Raw genomic sequence first — 23,101 nt, 5'->3', positions numbered from 1 at the left:
TACACCGCCCCGCACCGCCGTAAAGTGCTCGTCATGAGCATCATCGGGGTCGGGATCGACGTGGCCGAGATCGAGCGGTTCGCGGCGTCGTTGGAGCGGACGCCCGGGCTCGCGCGGCGGCTGTTCGTGGAGAGCGAGCTGCTGCTGGCGAGCGGGGAGCGGCGCGGGGTCGCCTCGCTGGCCGCGCGGTTCGCCGCCAAGGAGGCGCTGGCCAAGGCGCTCGGGGCGCCCGGCGGGCTGTACTGGACCGATGCCGAGGTGTACTGCGAGGACAGCGGGCAGCCCCGGCTTCGGGTGAAGGGGACGGTGGCGGCGCGGGCCGCCGAACTGGGCGTGCGGTCGTGGCACGTCTCGCTCAGCCATGACGCCGGCGTGGCCTCGGCGGTCGTGGTCGCGGAGGGGTGACGGTGGCCGCCGTGGACCGGATCCCGCCGGGGTTTCCCGGGGTCGGGGGAGCCGGGGCCGAGCTGTCGGTGTGGGGGCAGGTGCTCCTCGGCGCCGTGGCCGTGCTGGTCGTGGTGTTCGCGCTGGTGCGGATCGTACGGCTGCTGCGTCAGCGGCGCCGGTGACCGGCCGGCCGGACAGATCTCGTCCGTCCGGCCGGTCGCCGGCCGCTTCTGGTGCTGTCAGCAGATGGACTGGCTGCTGTTGACCAGCCTGTTGTTGCGGAACGTGATGTTCTCGCCGCAGGGGTTCTCACGGATCGAGGAGTTGGTCACCGTCAGGTTCTGGACGGTGATGTCCCGGTTGTTCGCGAACTCCGTGCGCGCGGCCAGCCGGATCTCGCCGCCGCCCGTGACGGTGCCGCTCTGCGCGGCGAGGTTCACGTTGTAGCAGTTTTCGATCAGGATCGCGTTGTTGCCCGTGTGGGAGAGGCTGATCCGGTCGATCGTCGCGCCGCCGCTCTCCGAGACGCAGAACACGCCGCGCCCGCCGCCCCGCGCGACGACCTCGCCGACGCGGATGTTGGTCGCGTACGAGCTGCCGATGCGGCCGTTGCGGTTGGCCATGCGGAAGGCGGCGTAGCCGGTGCCGGTGCCCGCGTTCTCCGCGTCCACCTTGGTGACCGTGGCGTTGACGGTCTGGTTGAGGAGGAGTCCGGACTCGCCGACGTTGCGGGCGGTGACGGTGCCGACGGTGAGGCCGTCGACCCCGTACGTCTCCACGGCGTGGCTGGACGCGCCGGACACGTAGACGTCGTCGATCCGGACGTTCCGCGTCCACTGGCTGGTGTCGCCGCGGTTGTCGATCCGGACGCCGAGGCCGCCCGAGAGGCGCATGTCGATCTGGCCGAGGACCACGTTCTGCACGTTGCGCAGGAAGATGCCGTAGAGCGGGGCACCGGTGACGTTCAGGTGCTGCACCTCGACGTCGCGGGTGCCGCGGGAGTACACCGGGGCCTGGTCGCCGGAGCCGCTGCCGGTGACGTTGATGGTGCCGCAGACGTCGAGGACCGTGTAGCTCGGCAGGGAGATGCGGGAGCCCGCGGACAGGGAGCCGGAGCCGCGGACCACCACCCGCTCCTTGGAGGTGCGGCCGGCGGACAGGCTGCCGATCGCCGCCTGGACGGCCGCACGCAGGTCGGTGCCGGTGTGGACGACGCTGCTGCCGCGCCGGGCGGTCCAGGTGCTGCCGCTCTGCACGGCCTCGGCCTGGTAGGAGCCGTCGCCGCAGGTAGCCGCGGCCTGCGCGGGGGCTGCGGCGGGGGTGGGGGCGGCGGTGGCCGGGGCCGTCAGTACGCCCGTGGTGGTGAGGAGTGCGGTGGCGCCGGCTGCGGCGAGGAGTGCGGCTCTGCGTCCCATGGGTCTCCTGCTTCCTCTGCTTCTCTCGTCGGACCGGTTCAGTCGAACCGATTCGACTGAATCGATTCATCCGGTGGGGCGTGTGAGTGTGACGAGGGCGCGGCACGCCGTCAACGGATGCGGCGGGAGTACGGCCCCCGACAACTTTCGACCGGCGTGCGAGGCGCGGGACCGCTTCCCGGACACGGGAGTCGGACCGTTCGGTACGGGACACTCGGACGTATGCGTACTGCGTACAGCGTGGAGACGGTCAGGGCGGCGGAGCGGGAACTGATGGCACGGCTGCCGGAGGGCGCGCTGATGCAGCGCGCCGCCGCCGGGCTCGCCGCGGCCTGCGCGGAGCTGCTGGGGCGGGCTCACGGCAGGGTCTACGGCAGCAGGGTCGTCCTGCTGGTCGGCAGCGGGGACAACGGCGGCGACGCCCTCTACGCCGGTGCCCGGCTGGCGCGGCGCGGCGCGGGCGTCACGGCGGTGCTGCTCGCGCCGGAGCGCGCCCATGCCGCCGGGCTCGCGGCGTTGCGCGGGGCGGGGGGCCGGGCCGTGGGGACCGGCGGTGGCGAGGCGTTGATCCGGCGGGCCGATCTCGTCGTGGACGGCATCGTCGGGATCGGTGGCAAGGGCGGGCTGCGGCCGGACGCGGTGCCGCTCGCCGAGGCCGCCGAGCGGTCCCGTGCCGCGGTCGTCGCCGTCGACCTGCCGAGCGGTGTCGACGCGGACACCGGCGAGGTCCGCGGCACCGCGCTCCGGGCCGACCTCACGGTGACCTTCGGGACGCACAAGCCGGGGCTGCTCGTCGATCCGGCACGGGAGTACGCGGGGTCGGTACGGCTCGTCGACATCGGGCTGGAGCTGCCGGCCGAGCCGGTGCTGGAGGCGCTCCAGCACGCCGACGTGGCACGGCTGCTGCCGGTGCCCGGCGCGGAGAGCGACAAGTACCGGCGTGGCGTCGTCGGGGTCGCCGCCGGGTCCGCCCGCTACCCCGGCGCGGCCGTGCTCGCGGTGTCCGGCGCGCTGCGGGGCGGTGCCGGGGCCGTGCGGTACGTCGGTCCCGCCGCGCGGGACGTGATCGCCCGCTTCCCCGAGACGCTGGTGTCCGACCGGGGGCCGAAGCACGCCGGACGAGTGCAGGCGTGGGTCGTCGGGCCCGGAGCCGGTGACGACGCCGGGCCCGTGGCGGAGGTCCTGGCGGCGGACGTGCCGGTGCTGATCGACGCGGACGGGCTGCGGCTGGCCGACGTCTCGGCCGTACGGGCCCGCCGGGCGCCCACCCTGATGACCCCGCACGCCGGCGAGGCCGCCGCGCTGCTCGGCGTGGAGCGGGAGGAGGTCGAGGGCGGCCGGCTGGCCGCGGCGCGTGAACTGGCCGGACGGTACGGGGCGACCGTGCTGCTCAAGGGCTCCACGACGCTGGTCGCCGATCCGGGCGCCGATCCGGACGCCCGGGCGGTGACGGCCGTACGGGTGAACCCGACCGGCACGTCCTGGCTGGCCACGGCCGGGAGCGGGGACGTCCTGTCCGGGCTGGCGGGCTCGCTGCTGGCCGCCGGACTGCCGCCGCTGGACGCGGGCAGTGCGGCGGCCTACCTGCACGGCCTCGCCGCACGGTTCGCGGCGGACGGCGCGCCGGTGGGGGCGCACGACGTGGCGGAGGCCCTCCCGGCGGCCTGGCGGGACGTCGTGCGCGGGTGAGACCGGGAGGCCGGGGGGAGGGGAGGGGGGAGTCCGGGGAGGGACCGCCCGGGAGTCGCCTACCGCTCCCGGTGGGGCCGCCTACCCCTCTGAGACACTGGGGCACGATGAACGAGACAGATGCTGTGCGGGGCGCGACGCTGCGGGCCCGCGCCGAGATCGACCTGGCCGCGCTGCGCGCCAACGTGCGGAGCCTGCGCGCCCACGCGCCCGGCGCCGCCTTCATGGCCGTGGTCAAGGCGGACGGCTACGGGCACGGCGCGCTCCCGTGCGCGCGGGCGGCCGTCGAGGCCGGGGCGACCTGGCTCGGTACGGCCACTCCGCAGGAGGCCCTGGCGCTGCGCGCGCCCGGCGCCGGGGTGCCGGACGACGTACGCGTCATGTGCTGGCTGTGGACGCCCGGCGGGCCCTGGCGGGAGGCGATCGAGGCCGATCTCGACGTGTCCGTCAGCGGCCTGTGGGCGCTGGAGGAGGTCACCGCGGCCGCACGTCTCGCCGGACGGCCCGCGCGTGTCCACCTCAAGGCCGACACCGGCCTCGGGCGGGGCGGCTGCGTGCCCGGGGACTGGGCCGAGCTGATCGCCGGGGCGCTGCGCGCCGAGGCCGACGGACTGCTGCGCGTCGTCGGCCTGTGGTCGCACCTCGCCTGCGCCGACGAGCCGGGGCACCCCTCCGTCGACGCCCAGCTCACCCGTTTCCGGGAGATGGTGGCGCAGGCCGAGCAGCAGGGCATCGACCCCGAGGTCCGGCACATCGCCAACTCGGCCGCCACGCTCACCCTCCCCGAGAGCCACTTCGACCTCGTCCGGTCCGGCATCGCGCTCTACGGCGTCTCGCCCAGCCCCGAGATCGGCACCCCCGCCGACTTCGGGCTGCGCCAGGTGATGACCCTGACCGCCTCCCTCGCCCTGGTGAAGCACGTCCCGGGCGGAGAGGGCATCGGGTACGGCCACCACTACGTCACCCCGGGTGCGACCACCCTCGGTCTCGTCCCGCTCGGCTACGCGGACGGCATCCCGCGGCACGCCTCCTCCGCCGGTCCGGTGCTGGTCGAGGGCAAGTGGCGCACGGTCGCGGGGCGGATCGCGATGGATCAGTTCACCGTCGACCTGGGCGGGGACGAACTCCGGGCGGGCGCCGAGGCGATCCTCTTCGGCCCCGGCGACCGCGGCGAACCCACCGTCGAGGACTGGGCGCAGGCCGCGGGCACCATCGGGTACGAGATCGTCACCCGGATCGGAACCCGCGTTCCGCGCGTCCATGTGAATACGGCGCCGTAGACGCGACGGACGTGGACGCGCTGCCATGGGCGCGGACACGGCAGGCACGGAGACAACGGAGGAGCGCGTACGTGAGCGAGAGCAGCGCGGAGATCGTCACGACCGCCGTCACGGCGGCCGCCGACTCCGCTGCCGCGGCGTCCGGCGGCTGGCGCCGGGCGACCGGTATCGCCGGTGTCGCGCTGGGCGTGCTCGCGACGGGCGCCGCCGCGGGCGTCGCCGTAGAACGGATGACGGTCGGCCGGGGCATGCGCAAGAAGGCCCGGCTCGCCCTCGACTCCACGGGACCCTACGGCTCGCTGCGCGGCACCCCCGGCACGGCGTACGCCGAGGACGGCACGGAGCTGTACTACGAGGTCGACGACCTGGATCCCGGCCTCGCCCCCGCTCCCGCACGGCGCCGCCGGCTGTTCGGCCGCGGGGCGCCCGCCCCCGCCACCGTCGTCTTCAGCCACGGTTACTGCCTCAGCCAGGACTCCTGGCACTTCCAGCGGGCCGCGCTCAGGGGCGTCGTACGGACCGTGCACTGGGACCAGCGCAGCCACGGCCGCTCCGGGCGGGGCGCGGCCCAGACGGAACGGGGCGAGCCGGTCACCATCGACCAGCTCGGACAGGACCTCAAGGCGGTCATCGACGCCGCCGCCCCCGAGGGCCCCCTCGTGCTGGTCGGGCACTCCATGGGCGGGATGACGGTGATGGCCCTCGCCGACAAGTACCCCGAGCTGATCCGCGAGCGGGTCGTCGGTGTCGCCCTCGTCGGCACGTCGTCGGGGCGGCTCGGCGAGGTCAACTTCGGACTGCCCGTGGCCGGGGTCAACGCGGTGCGGCGGGTGCTGCCCGGGGTGCTGAAGGCGCTGGGGCAGCGGGCCGAACTGGTGGAGAAGGGGCGCCGGGCCACGGCGGACCTGTTCGCCGGAGTCATCAAGCGGTACTCGTTCGCGACCCGGGACATCGACCCGGCCGTCGCCCGCTTCGCCGAGCGGATGATCGAGGCCACCCCGATCGACGTGGTCGCCGAGTACTACCCGGCGTTCAGCGACCACGACAAGGCCGACGCCCTCGCCCGCTTCGCCGATCTCCCGGTGCTGGTGCTGGCCGGGGTGCGGGACCTGGTGACGCCCAGCGAGCACAGCGAGGCGATCGCGGACGTTCTGCCGGACGCAGAGCTGGTGCTGGTGCCGGACACCGGACACCTCGTCATGCTGGAGCACCCGGCAGTCGTCACCGACCGCCTCGTCGATCTGCTTGCCCGCGCCGGGGCGGTGACCACCACTACCGTGGGTGCCTGTGACTCCGCCTCCCCCTGACGAGGGCGGCTTCCGGCCTTCGGCTGCGGTCCGGCCCGAACCGACCCCTTGCGCGGTGTCTTTACCGTACTACTGCGAGTGAGTGATGATGAGAGAAGTCGCGGCGTCGCCCCCGTCCGCCCGGTTGGTCGTCGACTCCCCTGAGCGGATGCGGGAACTGGGCCGCAAGCTCGCCAAGCTGCTGCGCGCCGGCGACCTCGTGATGCTCACCGGTGAGCTGGGCGCGGGCAAGACCACGCTGACCCGCGGGCTCGGCGAGGGGCTCGGGGTGCGCGGTGCCGTCACCTCACCGACGTTCGTGATCGCCCGCGTCCACCCGTCCCTGGGGGACGGTCCGCCGCTGCTCCACGTCGACGCGTACCGGCTCTCCGGCGGACTGGACGAGATGGAGGACCTCGATCTCGACGTCTCGCTGCCCGAGTCGGTGATCGTCGTGGAGTGGGGCGAGGGAAGGATCGAGGAACTGACCGAGGACCGGCTCCAGCTCGTCATCCACCGCGCGGTCGGCGACACGACGGACGAGGTGCGGCACGTGACGCTGACCGGTCTGGGCGAGCGCTGGGCGGGCATCGACCTGAGCGTGCTGTCGGCCTGAGCCGGGAGGCACCGGCGCGGGAGGTCGAGGGGAGGTCGAAAGGAGGCCGGGCGGAGGCGGCTTCCCCGTATGTTCTCCGTACGTTCCGACGAGGTGTTGGCATGATGTTGCGTTCGGTGTCCCGGGCGTGGTCACATGGTATCCAGCTCGTGGTTAGGTCTACCTAACCACGTCCGCCCCCGGTCCCAGGAGGCGTCCATGCCGTCCATCGAGAGCTCTCGCCGGACGACCGAGACACGGCCGCAGCCGTTCACCGGGGTTTCGATGCGGGATCTGCTGGCCGCCGGTGCGGCCGCCGCCGCGGTCTCCACCCCGCCCCGCGCCCCCGAACCGCTGCCGCAGTCGCGGTCCACGGAGCCGGTCGGCACCCACCGCGACGCCGCCTGACCTGTAAGGGCGGGCTGTCGGCGGCTATCGGACGACGACGACCGTGCGGCCGATCGTCGCGAACTTCCACAGCGCCCTGCCGTCCGCCCGGGTCTCGCGGACACCGCCCGTGCGGACCTTCGGGTCGAGTTCCGGGTCCGAGCCGTCGACGGCCGCGCTGAAGCCGATCACCGTGCCGTCGCTGTCGGCGAAGCGGACGACGTGTTCGACCGGGACACCGTCCGATCCGGTGATCTTCCCGGAGCGCGAGGTGACCCGGTAGGTGCCCGGCTCCGGGTCCACCGTGCCGGGCTTGACCGTGAAGGTGCGCTTGACCTTGTCGTTCTTGTCGACGAGCCACACCCGGTCGGTGTTCAGCGCGTACACGACCCGGGTGCCCCGGCCGGAGTCCCCGGGTGGCGCGGTGAGGGTGCCGGAGCCGTCTGCGCCGCCCGGGGCATCGGCGCCCCGGTCCGCCCGCACGGCGCCCGGCGAGGTGCCCGCGCGGGCGGCGTGCGGGCGGGCCGAGGCGCTCGACGCCGCCTGGTGACCGAGGAAGGCGACCATCGCGAGGGCGGCCGCGGTCAGTCCCGCCACGATCGCCGAGCTGTTGCCCGCCACCGCCCTCACCCCAGTCCCACGGCTGCCGGCTGCCGGCTGCCGGCTGCCGTCTGTCGTCTGTCGTCTGTCATCGAATGTCAGGAATGAACCGGAATTGTGCGTACGCCGATGCGACGGTAGCAGTACGTAGCCGTCCGACCGGGTCGTCCGACACGGGCCGTGGGGAGCCGTAGGCTGTTTGTGTGCTCTTGCTCGCTCTGGATACCGCCACCCCCGCCGTCACCGTCGCGCTGCACGACGGCGACGACGTCATCGCCTCCTCGAGCCAGGTGGACGCCCGCCGGCACGGCGAGCTGCTGCTCCCGGCGATCGACCGGGTGCTCGGCGAAGCCGGCCTGACGATGGGCGCCGTCACCGGGATCGTCGTCGGCATCGGTCCCGGTCCGTACACCGGGCTGCGGGTCGGCCTGATGACCGCGGACACCTTCGGGCTCGCGCTCGGCGTCCCCGTGCACGGTGTGTGCACGCTGGACGGCCTCGCCTACGCCGCCGACCTGGAGGGCCCCTTCGTCGTGGCGACCGATGCCCGCCGCAAGGAGGTCTACTGGGCGCGCTACGCCGACTCCCGCACCCGCCTCACCGACCCCGCCGTCGACCGCCCCGCCGACATCGCCGGGCAGGTCGCGGGGCTGCCCGCGGTCGGCGCGGGCGCGCTGCTGTACCCCGACACCTTCCCCAGGGCGCACGAGCCGGAGCACGTGTCGGCCGCCGCCCTCGCCCGGCTGGCCGCCGAGCGGCTGGCGGCGGGGGAGGAACTGCCCGCGCCCCGGCCGCTGTATCTGCGGCGGCCCGATGCCCAGGTCCCCAAGAACTACAAGGTGGTCACCCCCAAGTGACAGGACCCGAGAACGCCGTACTGCGTGAGATGCGCTGGTGGGACATCGAACCCGTGCTCCAGGTGGAGCGCGAGCTGTTCCCCGAGGACGCCTGGTCACGGGGGATGTTCTGGTCCGAGCTGGCCCATGCGCGCGGGCCCGCCGCGACCCGCAGGTATGTGGTCGCCGAGGAGGACGACCGCCTCGTCGGATACGCGGGGCTCACCGCCGCGGGTGCGCAGCCCGACGGCGACGGGGCGTCCGGCGGGGACGGAGCCTCCGGCGGGGACACCGCCGGGGTGGCCGACGTCCAGACCATCGCCGTCACCCGGGACCACTGGGGCACCGGCCTCGGTTCGCGGCTGCTGACGGAACTGCTGCGGGCGGCGACCGCGTTCGAGTGCGCCGAGGTGTTCCTGGAGTGCCGGATCGACAACGTCCGTGCCCAGAGGCTGTACGAGCGCTTCGGCTTCGAGACCATCGGGGTCAGGAAGGGCTACTACCAGCCGGGGAACGTGGACGCCCTGGTGATGCGGCTGACCGACCCGGCGACCTCTGAGAACCCGCCGAACTCGATGAACCCGCAGGACCCGCAGGACCCGACGAACCCCGTGAACGGCGTAGAAGGAACCGAGACCCATGGCTGACGAACCCCTGGTGCTGGGGATCGAGACCTCCTGCGACGAGACCGGTGTCGGAGTCGTCCGGGGCACCACCCTGCTGGCCGACGCCGTCGCCTCCAGCGTCGACGAGCACGCCCGCTTCGGCGGCGTCGTCCCGGAGGTCGCCTCCCGGGCACACCTCGAGGCGATGGTGCCGACGATCGACCGCGCGCTGAAGGAGGCGGGGGTGAGCGCCCGGGACCTGGACGGCATCGCCGTCACCGCCGGTCCGGGTCTCGCCGGCGCGCTGCTCGTCGGCGTCTCGGCGGCCAAGGCGTACGCCTACGCCCTGGGCAAGCCCCTCTACGGCGTCAACCACCTCGCCTCGCACATCTGCGTCGACCAGCTGGAGCACGGGCCGCTGCCCGAGCCGACGATGGCGCTGCTGGTGTCCGGCGGGCACTCCTCGCTGCTGCTGTCCTCGGACATCACCTCCGACGTCCGCCCCCTGGGCGCCACCATCGACGACGCGGCGGGTGAGGCCTTCGACAAGGTCGCGCGCGTGCTGAACCTCGGCTTCCCCGGCGGCCCGGTCATCGACCGGTACGCGCGCGAGGGGGACCCGAAGGCGATCGCGTTCCCGCGCGGGCTCACCGGTCCGCGCGACCCGGCGTACGACTTCTCCTTCTCCGGCCTCAAGACGGCCGTGGCCCGCTGGATCGAGGCCAAGCGGGCGGCGGGGGAGGAGGTGCCGGTGCGTGACGTGTCGGCCTCCTTCCAGGAGGCGGTCGTGGACGTGCTCACCCGCAAGGCCGTACGCGCCTGCAGGGACGAGGGTGTCGACCATCTGATGATCGGCGGCGGAGTGGCCGCCAACTCCCGGCTGCGGGCGCTGGCCCAGGAGCGCTGCGAGGCGGCCGGCATCCGGCTGCGCGTGCCGCGCCCCAAGCTGTGCACGGACAACGGTGCGATGGTGGCCGCCCTGGGCGCGGAGATGGTCGCCCGGGGCCGGGCCGTCTCCGACTGGGACCTGTCCGCCGACTCGTCCCTCCCGGTGACGGAACCCCACGTCCCGGGCGAGGCCCACACCCGCAGCCACGACCACGATCACGTTCATGAGGTCAGCAAGGAGAACCTGTACTCATGACCGTCGCGCTGATGTGGGAGGCGCGGGCGGTGCCCGATCGGGGCGAGGAGCTGCTGACCTGGGCGCGGGCCCAGGAACTGCCCGCCTCTCCGCTGCGCCGCGAGACCTTCCGCGCCCCGCAGGACCGCGTTCTGGTCATCACCTGGTGGGACGCCCCGTACGACGCCGACCTCCCCGAACTCCCGGAACCGGACGGGGAGCTGATCACACGCGCGGTGCACCGCTGGCGCTTCGAGTCGGTGGCGGCGGACTGACCGGCGCCCCGCGCGGCCGGCCGTGGTCCCGGGGCGCCCGGTTCGAACAGGGGGTGGCCCGCCCGGCCGATGAGTGCCGAATGTTTCGACCATGGTGGCGAATGTTCGGGAATTCCGTGGTGTGAGAAGGGGTTCGGTAAGAGGGTCCGCGGGGATACGATCGCCGCCATGACTTCCTCGCAGCCCGCTGAAACCCGGACGCGAGGGCGCAGTGCGCAGACTGCGACCCTCGCCGAGATCGCCCGCGAGGCCGGTGTCTCCGCGCCGACTGTTTCGAAGGTGCTGAACGGGCGTGCCGATGTCGCCCCCGGAACCCGCAGCCGGGTCGAGGAACTGCTGCGCGCCCACGGATACCGGCGCCGACGCGCCGAGGCCACCCGCTCGCCGCTGATCGACCTGGTCTTCCACGAGCTGGAGAGCGCCTGGGCGATGGAGGTCATCCGGGGCGTGGAGAACGTGGCCAGGGACGCCGGACTGAGCGTCGTGCTCTCCGAGAGCGCGGGGCGGCTCACTCCGGGGCGCACCTGGGCCGACCAGGTCGCCGCGCGCCGCCCGCACGGGGTGATCCTCGTCCTGTCCGGCCTCGACGAGTCCGGGCGGGCGCTGCTGACCAGCCGTTCCATCCCGTTCGTGGTGATGGATCCGGCCGGCGACCCGGGCACCGACGTGCCCTCCATCGGCGCGACCAACTGGCAGGGCGGCCTCGCCGCCACCCGGCATCTGGTCGAGCTGGGGCACACCAGGATCGGGGCGATCAGCGGTCCCTCGCGGATGATGTGCAGCCGCGCCCGCATCGACGGTTACCGGGCGGCGCTGGAGACCGGCGGGCTTCCGGTGGACCCCGGGCTGATCATGACCGGCGACTTCCACCACGAGACCGGTTACCGCCGGGGCCTCGCCCTGCTGCGCCGCGAGGACCGGCCCACGGCGGTCTTCGCCGGCAACGACCTCCAGGCGCTCGGTCTCTACGAGGCCGCGCGTGAGCTGGGCCTGCGGATTCCCGAGGATCTGAGCGTGGTCGGGTTCGACGATCTGCCGGTGGCCCGTTGGGTGGGGCCGCCGCTGACGACCGTACGGCAGCCGCTGACCGAGATGGCCGAGGCGGCGGCCAGGCTGGTCCTCGACCTGGGCAAGGGCGAGGGCGCGGCGGCCGCGACCCGGGTGGAACTGGCCACGAGCCTGGTGGTGCGCAGCAGCACGGGAGCGCCGCCGGCCGGGGCCTGACGTCCTCGGTCTTCCCGGATCGCCTGCGGTGGAGCCGTGCTCGTCCTGACGTCCCCCGATCCCAGGAAGGCCGAGTACGCCGACGAGCACCGCGTCCCCTACGGTGCCGACGCGGTGATCCCGGAGGGGCCGGCCAAGGCTTCTCCCTCGGCAAGGCGATCGGTCGGGTCCTGAGCCGGCCCCGCGGGGCCTCAGCGGGCCGGCCGCGGGCCTCACCGCACCGGGTGCCCCAGCAGCATCGTCGGGGCGCCCGCGACGCGGGTCAGGAAGACCGTGACGGACTCGGGGCCGTGGGGTTTGGGCAGGGCCTTGCGGCGGAGTTCCTCCGGTTCCACCGCCGAGCCGCGCTTCTTGACGGTCAGTGTGCCGATCCGGCGCTCGCGCAGCAGCGCCTTCAGCTTCTTGACGTTGAAGGGGAGCCGGTCGGTGATCTCGTAGGCGGTGGCGTACGGGGTGGGGCGGTACTCGTCGGCGGTGACGTAGGCGATGGTCGGGTCGATGAGCCCGCCGTCGAGCTGTTCGGCGACCTCGGCGACGAGATGGGCGCGGATGACGGCGCCGTCGGGCTCGTACAGGTACCGGCCGGGCGGGCGCACGTCGGGATCCGGCAGCCCGCGGGAGAGGAGCGTGCGCGGGCCGGGCAGCAGGGTCGCCCGGATCGCCGGGGGCGTCGGGGTCGTCGGGGTGGCGTCCTCCGTCCCGGCGGTGGCCGTCCGCCCGCTGCCGAACCACAGCACCGCCTCCTTCACGTCCCCGCCGTCCGAGATCCACTCGGCCTCCGCGTCGGCGGGGACGGCCTCGTGCGGGATGCCCGGTGCGACCTTCAGCGCGGCGGCGCGGGGTGCCGCGCGGGCCGCCTCGATCGCCCAGGACAGCGGCGGTGAGTAGGCCTCGGGGTCGAAGACGCGACCGCGGCCGCCCCGCCGGGCCGGATCGACGAAGACAGCGTCGTAACCGGCCGGGTCCACCTCCGTGACGTCGGCCTCCCGCACCTCGATCAGCCCGGCCAGACCCAGCTCGTCCGCGTTCGCGCGGGCCGCCGCCGCGGTGAGCGGGTCCCGGTCCACCGCCAGCACCCGGATCCCGGCGCGCGCCAGCGCGATCGCGTCCCCGCCGATCCCGCAGCACAGGTCGGCCACCGAGGTCACGCCCGACTCCTTCAGCCGCCGCGCCCGGTACGCCGCCACGCTCGCCCGGGTCGACTGCTCGACCCCGTTCGGCGTGAAGAACATGCGCGCGGCGTCCTGGGCCCCGAACTTCGCCACCGCCCGCTGCCGCAGGCGCGCCTGACCGAGCGCCGCCGAGACCAGTTCCGCCGGATGCTCGCGGCGCAGCCGGGTCGCGACGGCGAGTTCTCGCGCCGGATCGGTGTCGCGCACCTCCTCGAGCAGGGCGCGGCCCTCGGGGGTGAGGAGCGGGGCGAGGGGTGAGGCGGAGAGAGGGGTGCGGTCGTTCACCGGCCCATTGTGGGTCAGGTGCGGGCCGGCTGTGGGCCAGTCGGTGGACGGTGCGCCGCCGGCCGCGGTGTCGGACCGGCTCCGGGGCGGGGGGACTGCGAGGATCCGACTCCATGCGAGTAGTAGGACAAAACGATAAAAGACAGTCATGGTGGGGTGTGCGGGCCGGGGTCGCCGTGCTCACCCTCGGGGCCCTCACCCCGCTCGCCGCGGGCTGCGGAAAGGACTCCACCGCCCCGGACCCGGCCGCGGGCGGCCGACAGCCCCTCGCCGCGCCCCCGGCCCGCGATCGCGACTCCCACGCCACCGAACCGCGTGCCGCACACGCCGCGCGGGCGGCCGCCGCGAAGCGCTGGGGACTCGAACAGGTGCCCCGGGCCGCTCCGCCGGCGCCCGGGAAGAAACCGAGGATCACCACCCGTGAGGGCTTCGAGGTAGACGGCCACCGGCGACTGGGCCTTCCCCCGGTCTTCACCACCGTCCCCACGGACGAGAAGGTCGTCTTCCTCACCATCGACGACGGTGCCGAGAAGGACCCGGCGTTCCTGCGCATGATGAGCGAGTTGAAGATCCCGTACACCGCGTTCCTCAGCGACTACGTCATCAAGGACGACTACGGCTACTTCGAGGAGATGCGGGACCGGGGCGTCGGCCTGAACAACCACACCCTGAACCACCCGCCCCTGCGCGGCCTGTCCTACGCCCGCCAGAAGCGCGAGATCTGCGGCATGCAGGACGTCGTCGAGGAGCGGTACGGCCACCGCCCCGTCCTGTTCCGCCCGCCGTTCGGCACCTACGACAAGAACACCCTGCGCGCGGCCAAGTCCTGCGGCGTCGAGTACGTCCCGCTGTGGAACGAGGAGGTCTTCGTCGACCGCTGGGACTACCGCGAGGGGGACGGGGAGCTGCACCCCGGCGACATCGTCCTCACCCACTTCCGGGGCCGGAACGAGTGGAAGGGCACGATGCCCGACATGATCCGCCGCTTCCTGGACAAGGTCACGGCCGAGGGGTACGCGGTGGGACGCCTGGAGGACTACCTGTGATCCGGCGGGGGGCGGCCGTGGCGGTCCTCCTGGCGGTGCTGGCGGTGCTGACGGTGCTGGCGGGGTGCGGCCCGTCGGCCGGGCGGCCGGTCGTGGGCCCCGCCGACCGAGGGGGTGAAGGCACCGGGGGCACGGGGGACGGAGCGGGTCAGTCGCCCGGCCGCGTCCCGCCCGTCGTGGACCGGGTCCCGACCCGGGACGCGGTCGTCTTCCTGACCTACGACGACGGCGCCGAACGCGACCCCCGTTTCATCGACCTCGTACGGCACCGCCGGCTTCCCGTCAGCATGTTCCTCACCGACAGCGTGGTGGGGCCGGGCTACGGTCACTTCGCCCGCCTGCGTTCGGTCGGTGCAAGCCTGCAGAACCACACCCTCGACCACCCCGCCCTGCGCGGCCTGCCCTACGCCGGCCAGCGCGCCGAGATCTGCGGACAGCAGCGCAAGCTCCGGTCCCGCTTCGGCGTCCGCCCCCACCTCTTCCGCCCGCCCTACGGCACGTACGACGCCACGACCCTCCGCGCCGCCGCCGACTGCGGCATCGCGGCGGTCGTGCTCTGGCGGGTGACGCTGGAGGGCGACGGCACCCTCACGTACGCCCGGGGCGCCCGCCGCCTGGCCCCCGGCGACATCATCTCCGTCCCCGCCGGCGAGGCTCCGCCCCTGACCCTGGCGGAACGGACGACACGTTTGCTGAGCGAGCTGGAGGAGCAGGGGCTGAGGGTCGGGAGGCTGGAGGACCACGTCCGGCCATGAGCCTGTCCGGCGCTCGGGGCCGAGGCGGTTCAGGCCGGAGGGGGGTCCGGGGCGCCGGTCCCCGGGGCGATCACCCGAACGAGGGCCGGTTTCCCGGACCGGCGTACACGGGAAATCCGGCGACGCGAACGCAGTGAATTGGCACTCCGCTTGACCGAGTGCTAATCGCGGCCATAGTCTCGGGTCTGGCACTCCCCCCTGGAGAGTGCCAACATGCGCGACGGGCAGGTCCGGCACCCGCGACGACGGATCGACCTGGTCGCCACCTCAGACAGTTAACCCCGTGAGATCTCCGAAGGGGGAGGTCGGATCGTGACGACCGCCAGCTCCAAGGTTGCCATCAAGCCGCTCGAGGACCGCATCGTGGTCCAGCCGCTCGACGCCGAGCAGACCACGGCTTCGGGCCTGGTCATTCCGGACACCGCCAAGGAGAAGCCCCAGGAGGGCGTCGTCCTGGCCATCGGTCCGGGCCGCGTCGAGGACGGCAAGCGCGTCGAACTCGACGTGAAGGTCGGCGACGTCGTGCTCTACAGCAAGTACGGCGGCACCGAGGTGAAGTACAACAACGAGGAGTACCTCGTTCTCTCGGCTCGCGACGTTCTCGCGATCATCGAGAAGTAAGTCACCTCGTAGCACATCTGCTCCGAAACTGCGCCCCTGGTCCCGACACGCTTACTGAGCCGGGGGCCCGGGGCGCAGTGATTTTTCACCCCTGATTTCCGAGAGGGCTCCCGCTGCCATGGCGAAGATCCTGAAGTTCGACGAGGACGCCCGTCGCGCCCTTGAGCGCGGCGTCAACAAGCTTGCCGACACGGTGAAGGTGACGATCGGCCCCAGGGGCCGCAACGTCGTCATCGACAAGAAGTTCGGCGCCCCCACCATCACCAACGACGGTGTCACGATCGCCCGCGAGGTCGAGGTCGAGGACCCGTTCGAGAACCTCGGTGCCCAGCTGGTCAAGGAGGTGGCGACCAAGACCAACGACATCGCGGGTGACGGTACGACCACCGCGACCGTGCTGGCCCAGGCGCTCGTCCGCGAGGGCCTGCGCAACGTCGCGGCCGGCGCCTCCCCGGCCGCCCTGAAGAAGGGCATCGACGCCGCCGTCGCCGCGGTCTGTGAGGACCTCCTCGCCTCGGCGCGCCCGATCGACGAGAAGTCCGACATCGCCGCCGTCGCCGGGCTGTCCGCCCAGGACCAGCAGGTCGGCGAGCTCATCGCCGAGGCGATGGACAAGGTCGGCAAGGACGGTGTCATCACCGTCGAGGAGTCCAACACCTTCGGCCTGGAGCTGGACTTCACCGAGGGCATGGCCTTCGACAAGGGCTACCTGTCGCCGTACTTCGTGACGGACCAGGAGCGCATGGAAGCCGTCCTGGACGACCCGTACATCCTCATCACGCAGGGCAAGGTCGGCTCCATCGCCGAGCTGCTGCCGCTGCTGGAGAAGGTCATCCAGGCCAACGCCTCCAAGCCGCTGCTGATCATCGCCGAGGACGTCGAGGGCGAGGCCCTGTCGACCCTGGTCGTCAACAAGATCCGCGGCACGTTCAACGCCGTCGCGGTCAAGGCCCCCGGCTTCGGCGACCGCCGCAAGGCGATGCTGCAGGACATGGCCGTCCTCACCGGCGCCACGGTCGTCTCCGAGGAGGTCGGCCTCAAGCTCGACCAGGTCGGCCTGGACGTGCTGGGCTCCGCCCGCCGCGTCACCGTCACCAAGGACGACACCACGATCGTCGAGGGTGCCGGCAAGAAGGAGGACGTGACCGGTCGCATCGGCCAGATCAAGGCCGAGATCGAGACCACCGACTCCGACTGGGACCGCGAGAAGCTCCAGGAGCGCCTCGCGAAGCTGGCCGGCGGCGTGTGCGTCATCAAGGTCGGCGCCGCCACCGAGGTGGAGCTGAAGGAGAAGAAGCACCGCCTGGAGGACGCCATCTCCGCGACCCGCGCCGCGGTCGAGGAGGGCATCGTCTCCGGTGGTGGCTCCGCGCTCGTCCACGCCGTCAAGGTCCTCGAGGGCAACCTCGACAAGACCGGCGACGAGGCCACCGGTGTCGCGGTCGTCCGCCGCGCCGCCGTCGAGCCGCTGCGCTGGATCGCCGAGAACGCCGGCCTCGAGGGCTACGTCATCGTCTCCAAGGTCGCCGAGCTCGAGAAGGGCAGCGGCTACAACGCCGCCACCGGCGAGTACGGCGACCTGATCAAGGCCGGCGTCATCGACCCGGTCAAGGTCACCCGCTCCGCCCTGGAGAACGCCGCCTCCATCGCCTCCCTGCTGCTCACGACCGAGACCGTGGTCGTCGAGAAGAAGGAAGAAGAGGAGCCGGCCGCCGGTGGTCACGGCCACGGCCACGCCCACTGAGCCACGCGCTCGTAGCGGACGTCGGTGACAGACGCCCGTAGCAGACACGCAGGCCCGGCACCGCTGCCCAGCGGCGCCGGGCCTGCGTGCTGTCCCCGTGCTCACACCCGCGCGGGTGCCGCAGAGGGAAGCCGTCGATGACGGTCCCGGAACCGGGGTGCTGCCGTCGGTGCCGGCCGGTGGATACGGCTGGCACCACCGCGTCCGCTATCGCTAGCCTCGCCCACCATGAAACGGCGTCGGCAGAAGAAGCTCTCCCGTCAGCTCTTCGAAGCGACTGTGACGGCTGACACCGCCCGCGTGCGGGCGCTCCTGCGGGCCGGAGCGGACCCGGAGCGAGGAGACAGCGACGGCACCACCCCTCTCTACCTGGCGTCCGTGCAGGGGGAGGCCGAGGTCGCACGCCTGCTCCTGGAAGCCGGGGCCTGCCCCGACACCGAGAGCCGGGGAGTCGGCTCGGAGGGCACACCGCTGTGCGCGGCCGCGTGCTGGGGGCACACCGGGACCGTGCGCGAACTGTTGGCGCACGGCGCCGACCCGGACCTCCGGGAAGACCGCGGAACAGGCTGGTCTCCCTTGGACTGGGCGAACAACGGCCCCCACCCCGAGACGGCCGCACTCCTGGTCACAGCGGGAGCAGGCTCTCACCGGGAAGCCGTTCAGCAGCCCACGACCTGACCGCTGAATCCCCGGGGTCGTTTTCGCGACAGGCCCGGTCCGTGCCGTCAGCGCGGCCCGTACTTGCGGCCCGTACGGGAGGAGAAACCGCCCAGGAGGTCGCGCGGGACCAGCTTCGCCGCTCCCATCAGGACCTTGTACCGCGGGTCCGGGATCGACACCGACTTGCCGCGGGCCAGGTCCGCGAGGGCCGCCTCCGCCACCTTGTCCGCGTCGAGCCACATCCAGTTCGGGATGCTGTCCGTCCCCATCCCCGCCCGCTTGTGGAACTCGGTGCGGACGAAGCCGGGGCACAGCGCCATCAGGCGTACGCCGCTGCCCGCCAGGTCCTGGGCCGCGCCCTGGGTGAACTGCACCACCCACGCCTTGGACGCCCCGTAGGTTCCGCGCGGCACGAACGCGGCGGTCGAGGAGACGTTCACGACGCCCCCGCGTCCGCGCTCCCGCATCGCCTCCGCCGCCGCCGACGTCAGCCGCAGCACCGCCTCGCAGTGGACCTTGAGCATCCTCAGCTCGTCCGCCATCGAGACCTCGAGGTAGCGGCCCTTGTTGCCGAAACCCGCGTTGTTGATCAGCAGGTCGACGGGATTCCTGCGCTCGCCCAGCCGCTCGGCCACCACCTCGATGCCCTTGTCCTCCGCGAGGTCGGCCCGCAGCACCTCCGCCTCGATGCCGTGGCGGTCGTGGAGCTCGGTCGCCTGCTCGCGGAGCCGGGCGATGTCGCGGGCCACCAGCACCAAATCGTGCCCGTCGGCTGCCAGCTTCCGCGCGAACGCGGCACCGATCCCGGCCGTCGATCCCGTAATCAGAGCGGTTGTCATGGCCCAAGACTAGTTACCCGGAGTCCGGGCGTCCGCTCGGCATCGCCGCCCGACCGGTGCACTGAAGCCCGACCGGATCAGTCACCCGAGTGCCCGCCCCTTCGGGCCTGTCCGGCCCCGTGCTCCGCGTGATCCGGCGGGGTCCCCGCGGACTGGCCCTTCTCGACCACCACGAACTGGCCCATCATCCCCTCGTCCTCGTGGTACAGCAGATGGCAGTGGTACATGTAAGGGACGTCGGGATCGGCCGGCCCGGTGAAGCGCAGTGCCAGTTTCATCGTCGTGCCGTGCGGGACGAACACCGTGTCCTTCGGCCCGCGCAGCGCCGGCGGTGGTGCCGACCCGTTCACCTCCACCACGCGGAACTGCACATCGTGCACATGGAAGTTGTGCGGCATGCCGTTGGTGTTGCGTATCGTCCACAGCTCCGTCGTCCCGCGGGTGACGGTCTCGTCGATGCGGCCCATGTCCATCGACCGGCCGTTGATCCCGGACAGCTTCAGATCGAAGTGCCGCCCGCGCACCGCCTCGGCACCGTCGGGAAGCTCCGGCTCGGTGAGCGTGGCCGGCAACCGCGGCGACGGCCGCAACTGCCGGGCCGCCCGCAGCTCCAGTACGTCGAAGGAGTCGTCGCCCCCGCCGAACCGCCGCTGCCAGAAGCCGCCGTAGTTGTCCTGTGGGAAGCTCCGGAGCATCACCCGCTCACCCGCCTCGACCCGTACGACGATCTCGGCGCGCTCACCCGGTGACAGCTGTATCCGGTCCATCACCGCGGGCCGCGCCAGCAGTCCGCCGTCCGTCCCGATCAGCGAGAAGTCACGGTCGCCCGGGAAACCGAAGGCGTAGGTGCGGGCGGTGGAGGCGTTGACCAGCCGCAGCCGTATCAGTTCGTCGTGGACCTCCCGGTAGGGGCGCAGGGTGCCGTTGACCACGGTCCGGTCACCCAGGAAGCCCACGTTCTGCATCAGCCCGCGGTCGCCGGACAGCCGTGAACCGTCGAAGCGGACGTCCTGCACGACGACCGGCAGATCGTCGACGCCGTACCGCTTCGGCAGGGACAGGCGAGCGGACTCCTCGTCGTCGAGGAGGAACAGGCCGGCGAGACCACGCCTGACGTGCTCCTCGGTCTTGCCGTGTGGATGAGGGTGGTACCAGAGCGTCGCCGCCGGCTGGTCCACCGTCCAGTGCGGGGTCCAGGCGGCACCCGGGGCGATCATCTGGTGCGGGCCGCCGTCCATGCGGGCCGGCAGATGCATCCCGTGCCAGTGCACGGAGGACGCCTCGTCCAGGTCGTTGCCGACCCGTACGCGCACCTTCTCGCCGCGCTTCGCGCGAAGCGTCGGGCCGAGGTAGGAGCCGTTGAACCCCCAGGTCGTGGTCCTCCTCCCCTCCTGGAACTCCGTCTCGCCCGCCTGCATGCGCAGGTCGAAGACCCGTGTGCCGTCCCTCTCCACGGTCGACTCGGCCTGCGGAGGTATCGCCAGCGCGTTGTCGAACGGTGCCTTGCCCACCGTGCTGACCGCGGCGCCGGTCCACAGCCAGGCGAACAGGGCGCCGACGGTCACGGCGAGCGCGGTGACCAGGGAACCGAGCACGATGACAAGGCGCTTCCAGCGGAATGCGCGGCGGGTGGTGCCGGGCGGGCTCTCCCCGGCCGGCACCTCGCTCTTGGGCGTATGGCGAGACATGCTTCGAGCGTCGCGGTTCATGGTCCGCAGGACATCGGGGGCCTCCCCGGACCCGGCCCTGAGTCAACCCTCGCTCGGCATCGGGGATTTCCCCTGGAACCGGCTGAGCAAGTGCGGGAGAACCGCGCGGGCGAGTGAGGGGGGAGAAGTGGGAAGCGATGCGGCACCCCGTGGCCCTTCGTCAGGCTCCCAGGTCCGCCCCGTACTTCGTCTCGTACTGCCGAGCCTTGGCCAGTGCCTCCGGGTGCAGCGCGTCCGCCGCCGCCAGCAGGCGCGGCAGCAGCGTCCGCTCCGTGGTCACCGCCCGGAACTGCAGCGCGACCGTCACCTCGTGGTCCGGCCGGTGCACCCTCCGGATCGCGTCGCCCGCCCGGACCTCACCGGGCCGGACGACCCGCAGATAGGCACCCGGCGCGCCCCGCTGCGTGAACCGCCTCACCCAGCCCTTCTCACCCAGATGGCCCTGGAAGGTGCGGCAGGGAATGCGGCCGGAGGTGACCTCCAGCACCACCTCGGCCCCGATGCCCCAGCGCTCACCGATCAGGGCGCCGGACAGGTCGATCCCTGCCGTGGTGAGGTTCTCGCCGAACGAGCCGTTCGGCAGCGTGCGGCCCAGCACGCCCTCCCACTCGTCGAGGTCCTCGCGGGCCATCGCGTACACGGCCTGGTCGTCGCCCCCGTGGTGCCGCGTCTCGCACACCGCGTCCCCGGCCAGCCCGCTCGCGCCGACCCCCTTCGGCCCCGGCGCCGCCACCCGTACCGGCCCGTCCACCGGCTGCTTGTCGATGCCGGTCACACCCTCGGGCTGGTCCGTGTACGGCACGGCCTTGGGGCGCCCCAGGTTCACAGACAGAAGTTTCATGGGCGCACGGTAAGCGATACGGGCCAAAGCATCGAAGCGGTATTCGGCACTGTGTCAAAGGGCGGCTTATCCTTGAGGGTGTGATCGAAGCCCGTCATCTCCGTGTGCTGCGCGCCGTGGCCACCACCGGTTCGTTCTCCGCGGCGGCCCGGGAACTGGGCTGCACCCAGCCCGCCGTCAGCCAGCAGATGAAGGCGCTGGAAGGGTCCGTGGGCACGCCGCTGCTCGTCCGCACCGGGCGTGAGATGCGCATGACGCAGGCCGGAGAAGTGCTGGTGCGCCATGCGGCCGGCGTTCTCGCCGGGCTGACCGCGGCCGAGGAGGAGGTCGCCGCCATCGCAGGGTTGCGGGCGGGGCGGGTGCGGCTCGTGTCCTTCCCCAGCGGCAGTTCGACGCTCGTTCCGGCAGCCCTCGCCGCTCTGCGCGACGCCCACCCCGGCACCCGTGTCTCCCTGGAGGAGGCCGAGCCGCCCCGGTCCGTCGAGATGCTGCGCGAGGGCGACTGCGACATCGCCCTCGCTTTCCGGTACGAGGGGGCTGCGGGTGCCGAGGAGTGGCACGACCTGGTCGTGCGCCCGTTGCTCACGGACCGGCTCGTGGGACTGGTGCCCGAGCGGCACCGGCTGGCGCATGCGAAGTCCCTCGCCATAGGCGAACTCGCCGAGGAACCGTGGATCGCGGGCTGCCCGCGTTGCCGTGGTCAGCTGATCGAGGTGTGCGAGACGGCAGGCTTCACCCCGCGTATCGACTTCGCGACCGACGACTACCCCGCGGTGGCCGGCCTGGTCGGTGCGGGGCTCGGGGTGGCCGTCCTGCCCCAGCTGGCCCTCGAGTCCGTACGGCTCAGGGGGGTGCGCACGGTGGCCCTGGAGCCCGCGGTGCGGCGGGAGATCGTGGCACTGACGCTTCCCGACCTCGCCCAGGTGCCCGCGGTCGGCGCGACGCTCGACCAACTGGCACGGGCAGCCGGGCGGTAGGCCGGGCCCGGCGGGGCCGTCTGTCCGGCGGTCGTCCGGTCAGCGGTCGTCCGGCCGGCGGTTGTCCATCCATCGGCCGTCCGTCCACCGGTCGTCCGGGCCGGGCGGCTGTCCGTCGGTGGGGCGGTGGAGCGCCTCCTGCGCAAAAACGATGACACAGGTGCGCCCGATGATGCAGAAACGTTCCTTCAGTTGTTCGAAGAGGCGTGCCCGCCGGTGGCCGAGACCGATGCCGGGACCGGCGCCGATACGGCCGATGCCGCTGGTGGTGAGCCCGGCGGTGACGCCGAGGGCGACACCAGCCGGTGGCGTGCCCTGCCCATCAGCTCTTCGCGTTCGTCCTCGGTCAGTCCGCCCCACACGCCGTACGGCTCGCGTACGGCCAGTGCGTGGGCGGCGCACTCGGCGCGTACCGGGCACCTCATGCAGACCTCTTTGGCCGAGTTCTCGCGAGCACTTCGTGCCGCCCCGCGCTCGCCCTCGGGGTGGAAGAAGAGCGAACTGTCCACCCCGCGGCATGCGGCCAGGAGCTGCCAGTCCCACAGGTCCGCGTTCGGTCCTGGAAGGCGAGAGAAATCTGCCATTTCGTGACCCCTTGTAGCCATTCTGGGCGGATCCGTGTCCACGACCGTACAACTACGATCCAAGGAGATGAAAATATGACTCATTGCGAATCTAGCCTCAGACACCAGCAAATGGGAAGAAAAGGGTCCGAACGGGGCATCGGTTGTGATGAAAGTTCGAGGGTCC

25 protein-coding genes are annotated in these 23,101 nt (G+C 72.5%); 18 read left to right on the top strand and 7 right to left on the bottom strand.

Annotated features, from left to right (window positions below; genetic code table 11):
• Window positions 1-33: 33 nt before the first annotated feature.
• Together PYS65_RS14635 and PYS65_RS14630 are read left to right on the top strand one after the other, a co-directional pair.
• Window positions 34-405, top strand: a complete 372-nt coding sequence (locus tag PYS65_RS14635; RefSeq protein ID WP_202275787.1) for a holo-ACP synthase — start codon at window positions 34-36, stop codon at window positions 403-405.
• Between the two features lie 2 nt (window positions 406-407).
• On the top strand, window positions 408-569 hold the full coding sequence (locus PYS65_RS14630) for a hypothetical protein (RefSeq protein ID WP_279334411.1): 162 nt from the start codon (window positions 408-410) through the stop codon (window positions 567-569).
• A gap of 57 nt (window positions 570-626) precedes the next feature.
• On the opposite strand, the gene PYS65_RS14625 is transcribed toward PYS65_RS14630, so the two are convergent.
• Window positions 627-1,802, bottom strand: a complete 1,176-nt coding sequence (locus PYS65_RS14625) for a hypothetical protein (protein WP_279334410.1) — start codon at window positions 1,800-1,802, stop codon at window positions 627-629.
• Window positions 1,803-2,024: 222 nt separating this feature from the next.
• On the opposite strand from PYS65_RS14625, the gene PYS65_RS14620 reads away from it, so the two are divergent.
• The 5 genes from PYS65_RS14620 (at window position 2,025) to PYS65_RS14600 (ending at window position 7,060) form a co-directional block, all read left to right on the top strand.
• Window positions 2,025-3,491 (top strand): NAD(P)H-hydrate dehydratase, encoded by a 1,467-nt coding sequence (locus tag PYS65_RS14620; RefSeq protein ID WP_279334409.1) that lies wholly within the window; start codon window positions 2,025-2,027, stop codon window positions 3,489-3,491.
• A gap of 107 nt (window positions 3,492-3,598) precedes the next feature.
• On the top strand, window positions 3,599-4,771 hold the full coding sequence (alr, locus tag PYS65_RS14615) for an alanine racemase (protein ID WP_279334408.1): 1,173 nt from the start codon (window positions 3,599-3,601) through the stop codon (window positions 4,769-4,771).
• Window positions 4,772-4,842: 71 nt separating this feature from the next.
• On the top strand, window positions 4,843-6,078 hold the full coding sequence (locus PYS65_RS14610; protein ID WP_279334407.1) for an alpha/beta fold hydrolase: 1,236 nt from the start codon (window positions 4,843-4,845) through the stop codon (window positions 6,076-6,078).
• Between the two features lie 88 nt (window positions 6,079-6,166).
• A complete protein-coding gene (tsaE, locus tag PYS65_RS14605) occupies window positions 6,167-6,673 on the top strand; it encodes a tRNA (adenosine(37)-N6)-threonylcarbamoyltransferase complex ATPase subunit type 1 TsaE (protein ID WP_279334406.1) in 507 nt (168 codons plus the stop codon).
• A 198-nt stretch (window positions 6,674-6,871) separates the two neighbouring features.
• Window positions 6,872-7,060, top strand: a complete 189-nt coding sequence (locus PYS65_RS14600) for a hypothetical protein (protein ID WP_279334405.1) — start codon at window positions 6,872-6,874, stop codon at window positions 7,058-7,060.
• Window positions 7,061-7,084: 24 nt separating this feature from the next.
• Here PYS65_RS14600 and PYS65_RS14595 read toward each other — a convergent pair whose 3' ends face one another.
• Window positions 7,085-7,660 (bottom strand): hypothetical protein, encoded by a 576-nt coding sequence (locus PYS65_RS14595; RefSeq protein WP_279334404.1) that lies wholly within the window; start codon window positions 7,658-7,660, stop codon window positions 7,085-7,087.
• Window positions 7,661-7,842: 182 nt separating this feature from the next.
• Between PYS65_RS14595 and tsaB the strand changes: the two genes are divergently transcribed.
• From tsaB to PYS65_RS14570, 5 genes are all read left to right on the top strand, one after another.
• Complete coding sequence (gene tsaB / locus PYS65_RS14590) at window positions 7,843-8,496, top strand: tRNA (adenosine(37)-N6)-threonylcarbamoyltransferase complex dimerization subunit type 1 TsaB (protein WP_279334403.1); 654 nt, start codon at window positions 7,843-7,845, stop codon at window positions 8,494-8,496.
• Window positions 8,493-9,122 carry a GNAT family N-acetyltransferase gene (locus PYS65_RS14585; protein ID WP_279334402.1) on the top strand — a complete coding sequence of 210 codons (630 nt, stop codon included), beginning with the start codon at window positions 8,493-8,495 and terminating at the stop codon, window positions 9,120-9,122. The genes tsaB and PYS65_RS14585 overlap by 4 nt, the downstream gene beginning before the upstream one ends.
• Window positions 9,115-10,224 carry a tRNA (adenosine(37)-N6)-threonylcarbamoyltransferase complex transferase subunit TsaD gene (gene tsaD / locus PYS65_RS14580; protein WP_279334401.1) on the top strand — a complete coding sequence of 370 codons (1,110 nt, stop codon included), beginning with the start codon at window positions 9,115-9,117 and terminating at the stop codon, window positions 10,222-10,224. The genes PYS65_RS14585 and tsaD overlap by 8 nt, the downstream gene beginning before the upstream one ends.
• Window positions 10,221-10,478: a hypothetical protein gene (locus PYS65_RS14575; RefSeq protein WP_279334400.1), complete on the top strand. Its 258-nt coding sequence runs from the start codon at window positions 10,221-10,223 to the stop codon at window positions 10,476-10,478. Before tsaD ends, PYS65_RS14575 begins: the two co-directional genes overlap by 4 nt.
• 168 nt (window positions 10,479-10,646) lie before the next feature.
• On the top strand, window positions 10,647-11,702 hold the full coding sequence (locus tag PYS65_RS14570; protein ID WP_279334399.1) for a LacI family DNA-binding transcriptional regulator: 1,056 nt from the start codon (window positions 10,647-10,649) through the stop codon (window positions 11,700-11,702).
• A gap of 212 nt (window positions 11,703-11,914) precedes the next feature.
• Here PYS65_RS14570 and PYS65_RS14565 read toward each other — a convergent pair whose 3' ends face one another.
• Window positions 11,915-13,159, bottom strand: a complete 1,245-nt coding sequence (locus tag PYS65_RS14565; RefSeq protein ID WP_279334398.1) for a class I SAM-dependent methyltransferase — start codon at window positions 13,157-13,159, stop codon at window positions 11,915-11,917.
• A gap of 158 nt (window positions 13,160-13,317) precedes the next feature.
• On the opposite strand from PYS65_RS14565, the gene PYS65_RS14560 reads away from it, so the two are divergent.
• The 5 genes from PYS65_RS14560 (at window position 13,318) to PYS65_RS14540 (ending at window position 18,003) form a co-directional block, all read left to right on the top strand.
• On the top strand, window positions 13,318-14,205 hold the full coding sequence (locus PYS65_RS14560; protein WP_279334397.1) for a polysaccharide deacetylase family protein: 888 nt from the start codon (window positions 13,318-13,320) through the stop codon (window positions 14,203-14,205).
• Window positions 14,202-14,960: a polysaccharide deacetylase family protein gene (locus PYS65_RS14555; protein WP_279334396.1), complete on the top strand. Its 759-nt coding sequence runs from the start codon at window positions 14,202-14,204 to the stop codon at window positions 14,958-14,960. The genes PYS65_RS14560 and PYS65_RS14555 overlap by 4 nt, the downstream gene beginning before the upstream one ends.
• Window positions 14,961-15,272: 312 nt before the next feature.
• Window positions 15,273-15,581 carry a co-chaperone GroES gene (gene groES, locus PYS65_RS14550; RefSeq protein ID WP_176102295.1) on the top strand — a complete coding sequence of 103 codons (309 nt, stop codon included), beginning with the start codon at window positions 15,273-15,275 and terminating at the stop codon, window positions 15,579-15,581.
• A gap of 118 nt (window positions 15,582-15,699) precedes the next feature.
• Window positions 15,700-17,325, top strand: a complete 1,626-nt coding sequence (gene groL / locus PYS65_RS14545) for a chaperonin GroEL (protein ID WP_279334395.1) — start codon at window positions 15,700-15,702, stop codon at window positions 17,323-17,325.
• A 228-nt stretch (window positions 17,326-17,553) separates the two neighbouring features.
• A complete protein-coding gene (locus PYS65_RS14540; RefSeq protein WP_279334394.1) occupies window positions 17,554-18,003 on the top strand; it encodes an ankyrin repeat domain-containing protein in 450 nt (149 codons plus the stop codon).
• Window positions 18,004-18,050: 47 nt separating this feature from the next.
• On the opposite strand, the gene PYS65_RS14535 is transcribed toward PYS65_RS14540, so the two are convergent.
• From PYS65_RS14535 to PYS65_RS14525, 3 genes are all read right to left on the bottom strand, one after another.
• Window positions 18,051-18,824, bottom strand: a complete 774-nt coding sequence (locus PYS65_RS14535; protein WP_279334393.1) for an SDR family NAD(P)-dependent oxidoreductase — start codon at window positions 18,822-18,824, stop codon at window positions 18,051-18,053.
• Between the two features lie 77 nt (window positions 18,825-18,901).
• Window positions 18,902-20,512 (bottom strand): multicopper oxidase family protein, encoded by a 1,611-nt coding sequence (locus tag PYS65_RS14530; protein ID WP_279334392.1) that lies wholly within the window; start codon window positions 20,510-20,512, stop codon window positions 18,902-18,904.
• Window positions 20,513-20,693: 181 nt separating this feature from the next.
• Complete coding sequence (locus PYS65_RS14525) at window positions 20,694-21,374, bottom strand: MOSC domain-containing protein (protein WP_279334391.1); 681 nt, start codon at window positions 21,372-21,374, stop codon at window positions 20,694-20,696.
• 80 nt (window positions 21,375-21,454) lie between these two features.
• Between PYS65_RS14525 and PYS65_RS14520 the strand changes: the two genes are divergently transcribed.
• Window positions 21,455-22,351 (top strand): LysR family transcriptional regulator, encoded by an 897-nt coding sequence (locus tag PYS65_RS14520; protein ID WP_279334390.1) that lies wholly within the window; start codon window positions 21,455-21,457, stop codon window positions 22,349-22,351.
• Between the two features lie 188 nt (window positions 22,352-22,539).
• On the opposite strand, the gene PYS65_RS14515 is transcribed toward PYS65_RS14520, so the two are convergent.
• Entirely contained in the window at window positions 22,540-22,935 is a 396-nt protein-coding gene (locus PYS65_RS14515) for a WhiB family transcriptional regulator (RefSeq protein WP_279334389.1), read from the bottom strand.
• Window positions 22,936-23,101 lie beyond the last annotated feature (166 nt).

This window comes from Streptomyces cathayae (assembly GCF_029760955.1).
In the GTDB taxonomy this organism is placed as follows: domain Bacteria; phylum Actinomycetota; class Actinomycetes; order Streptomycetales; family Streptomycetaceae; genus Streptomyces; species Streptomyces cathayae.
This window is presented reverse-complemented; position numbering and strand designations above follow the sequence as displayed.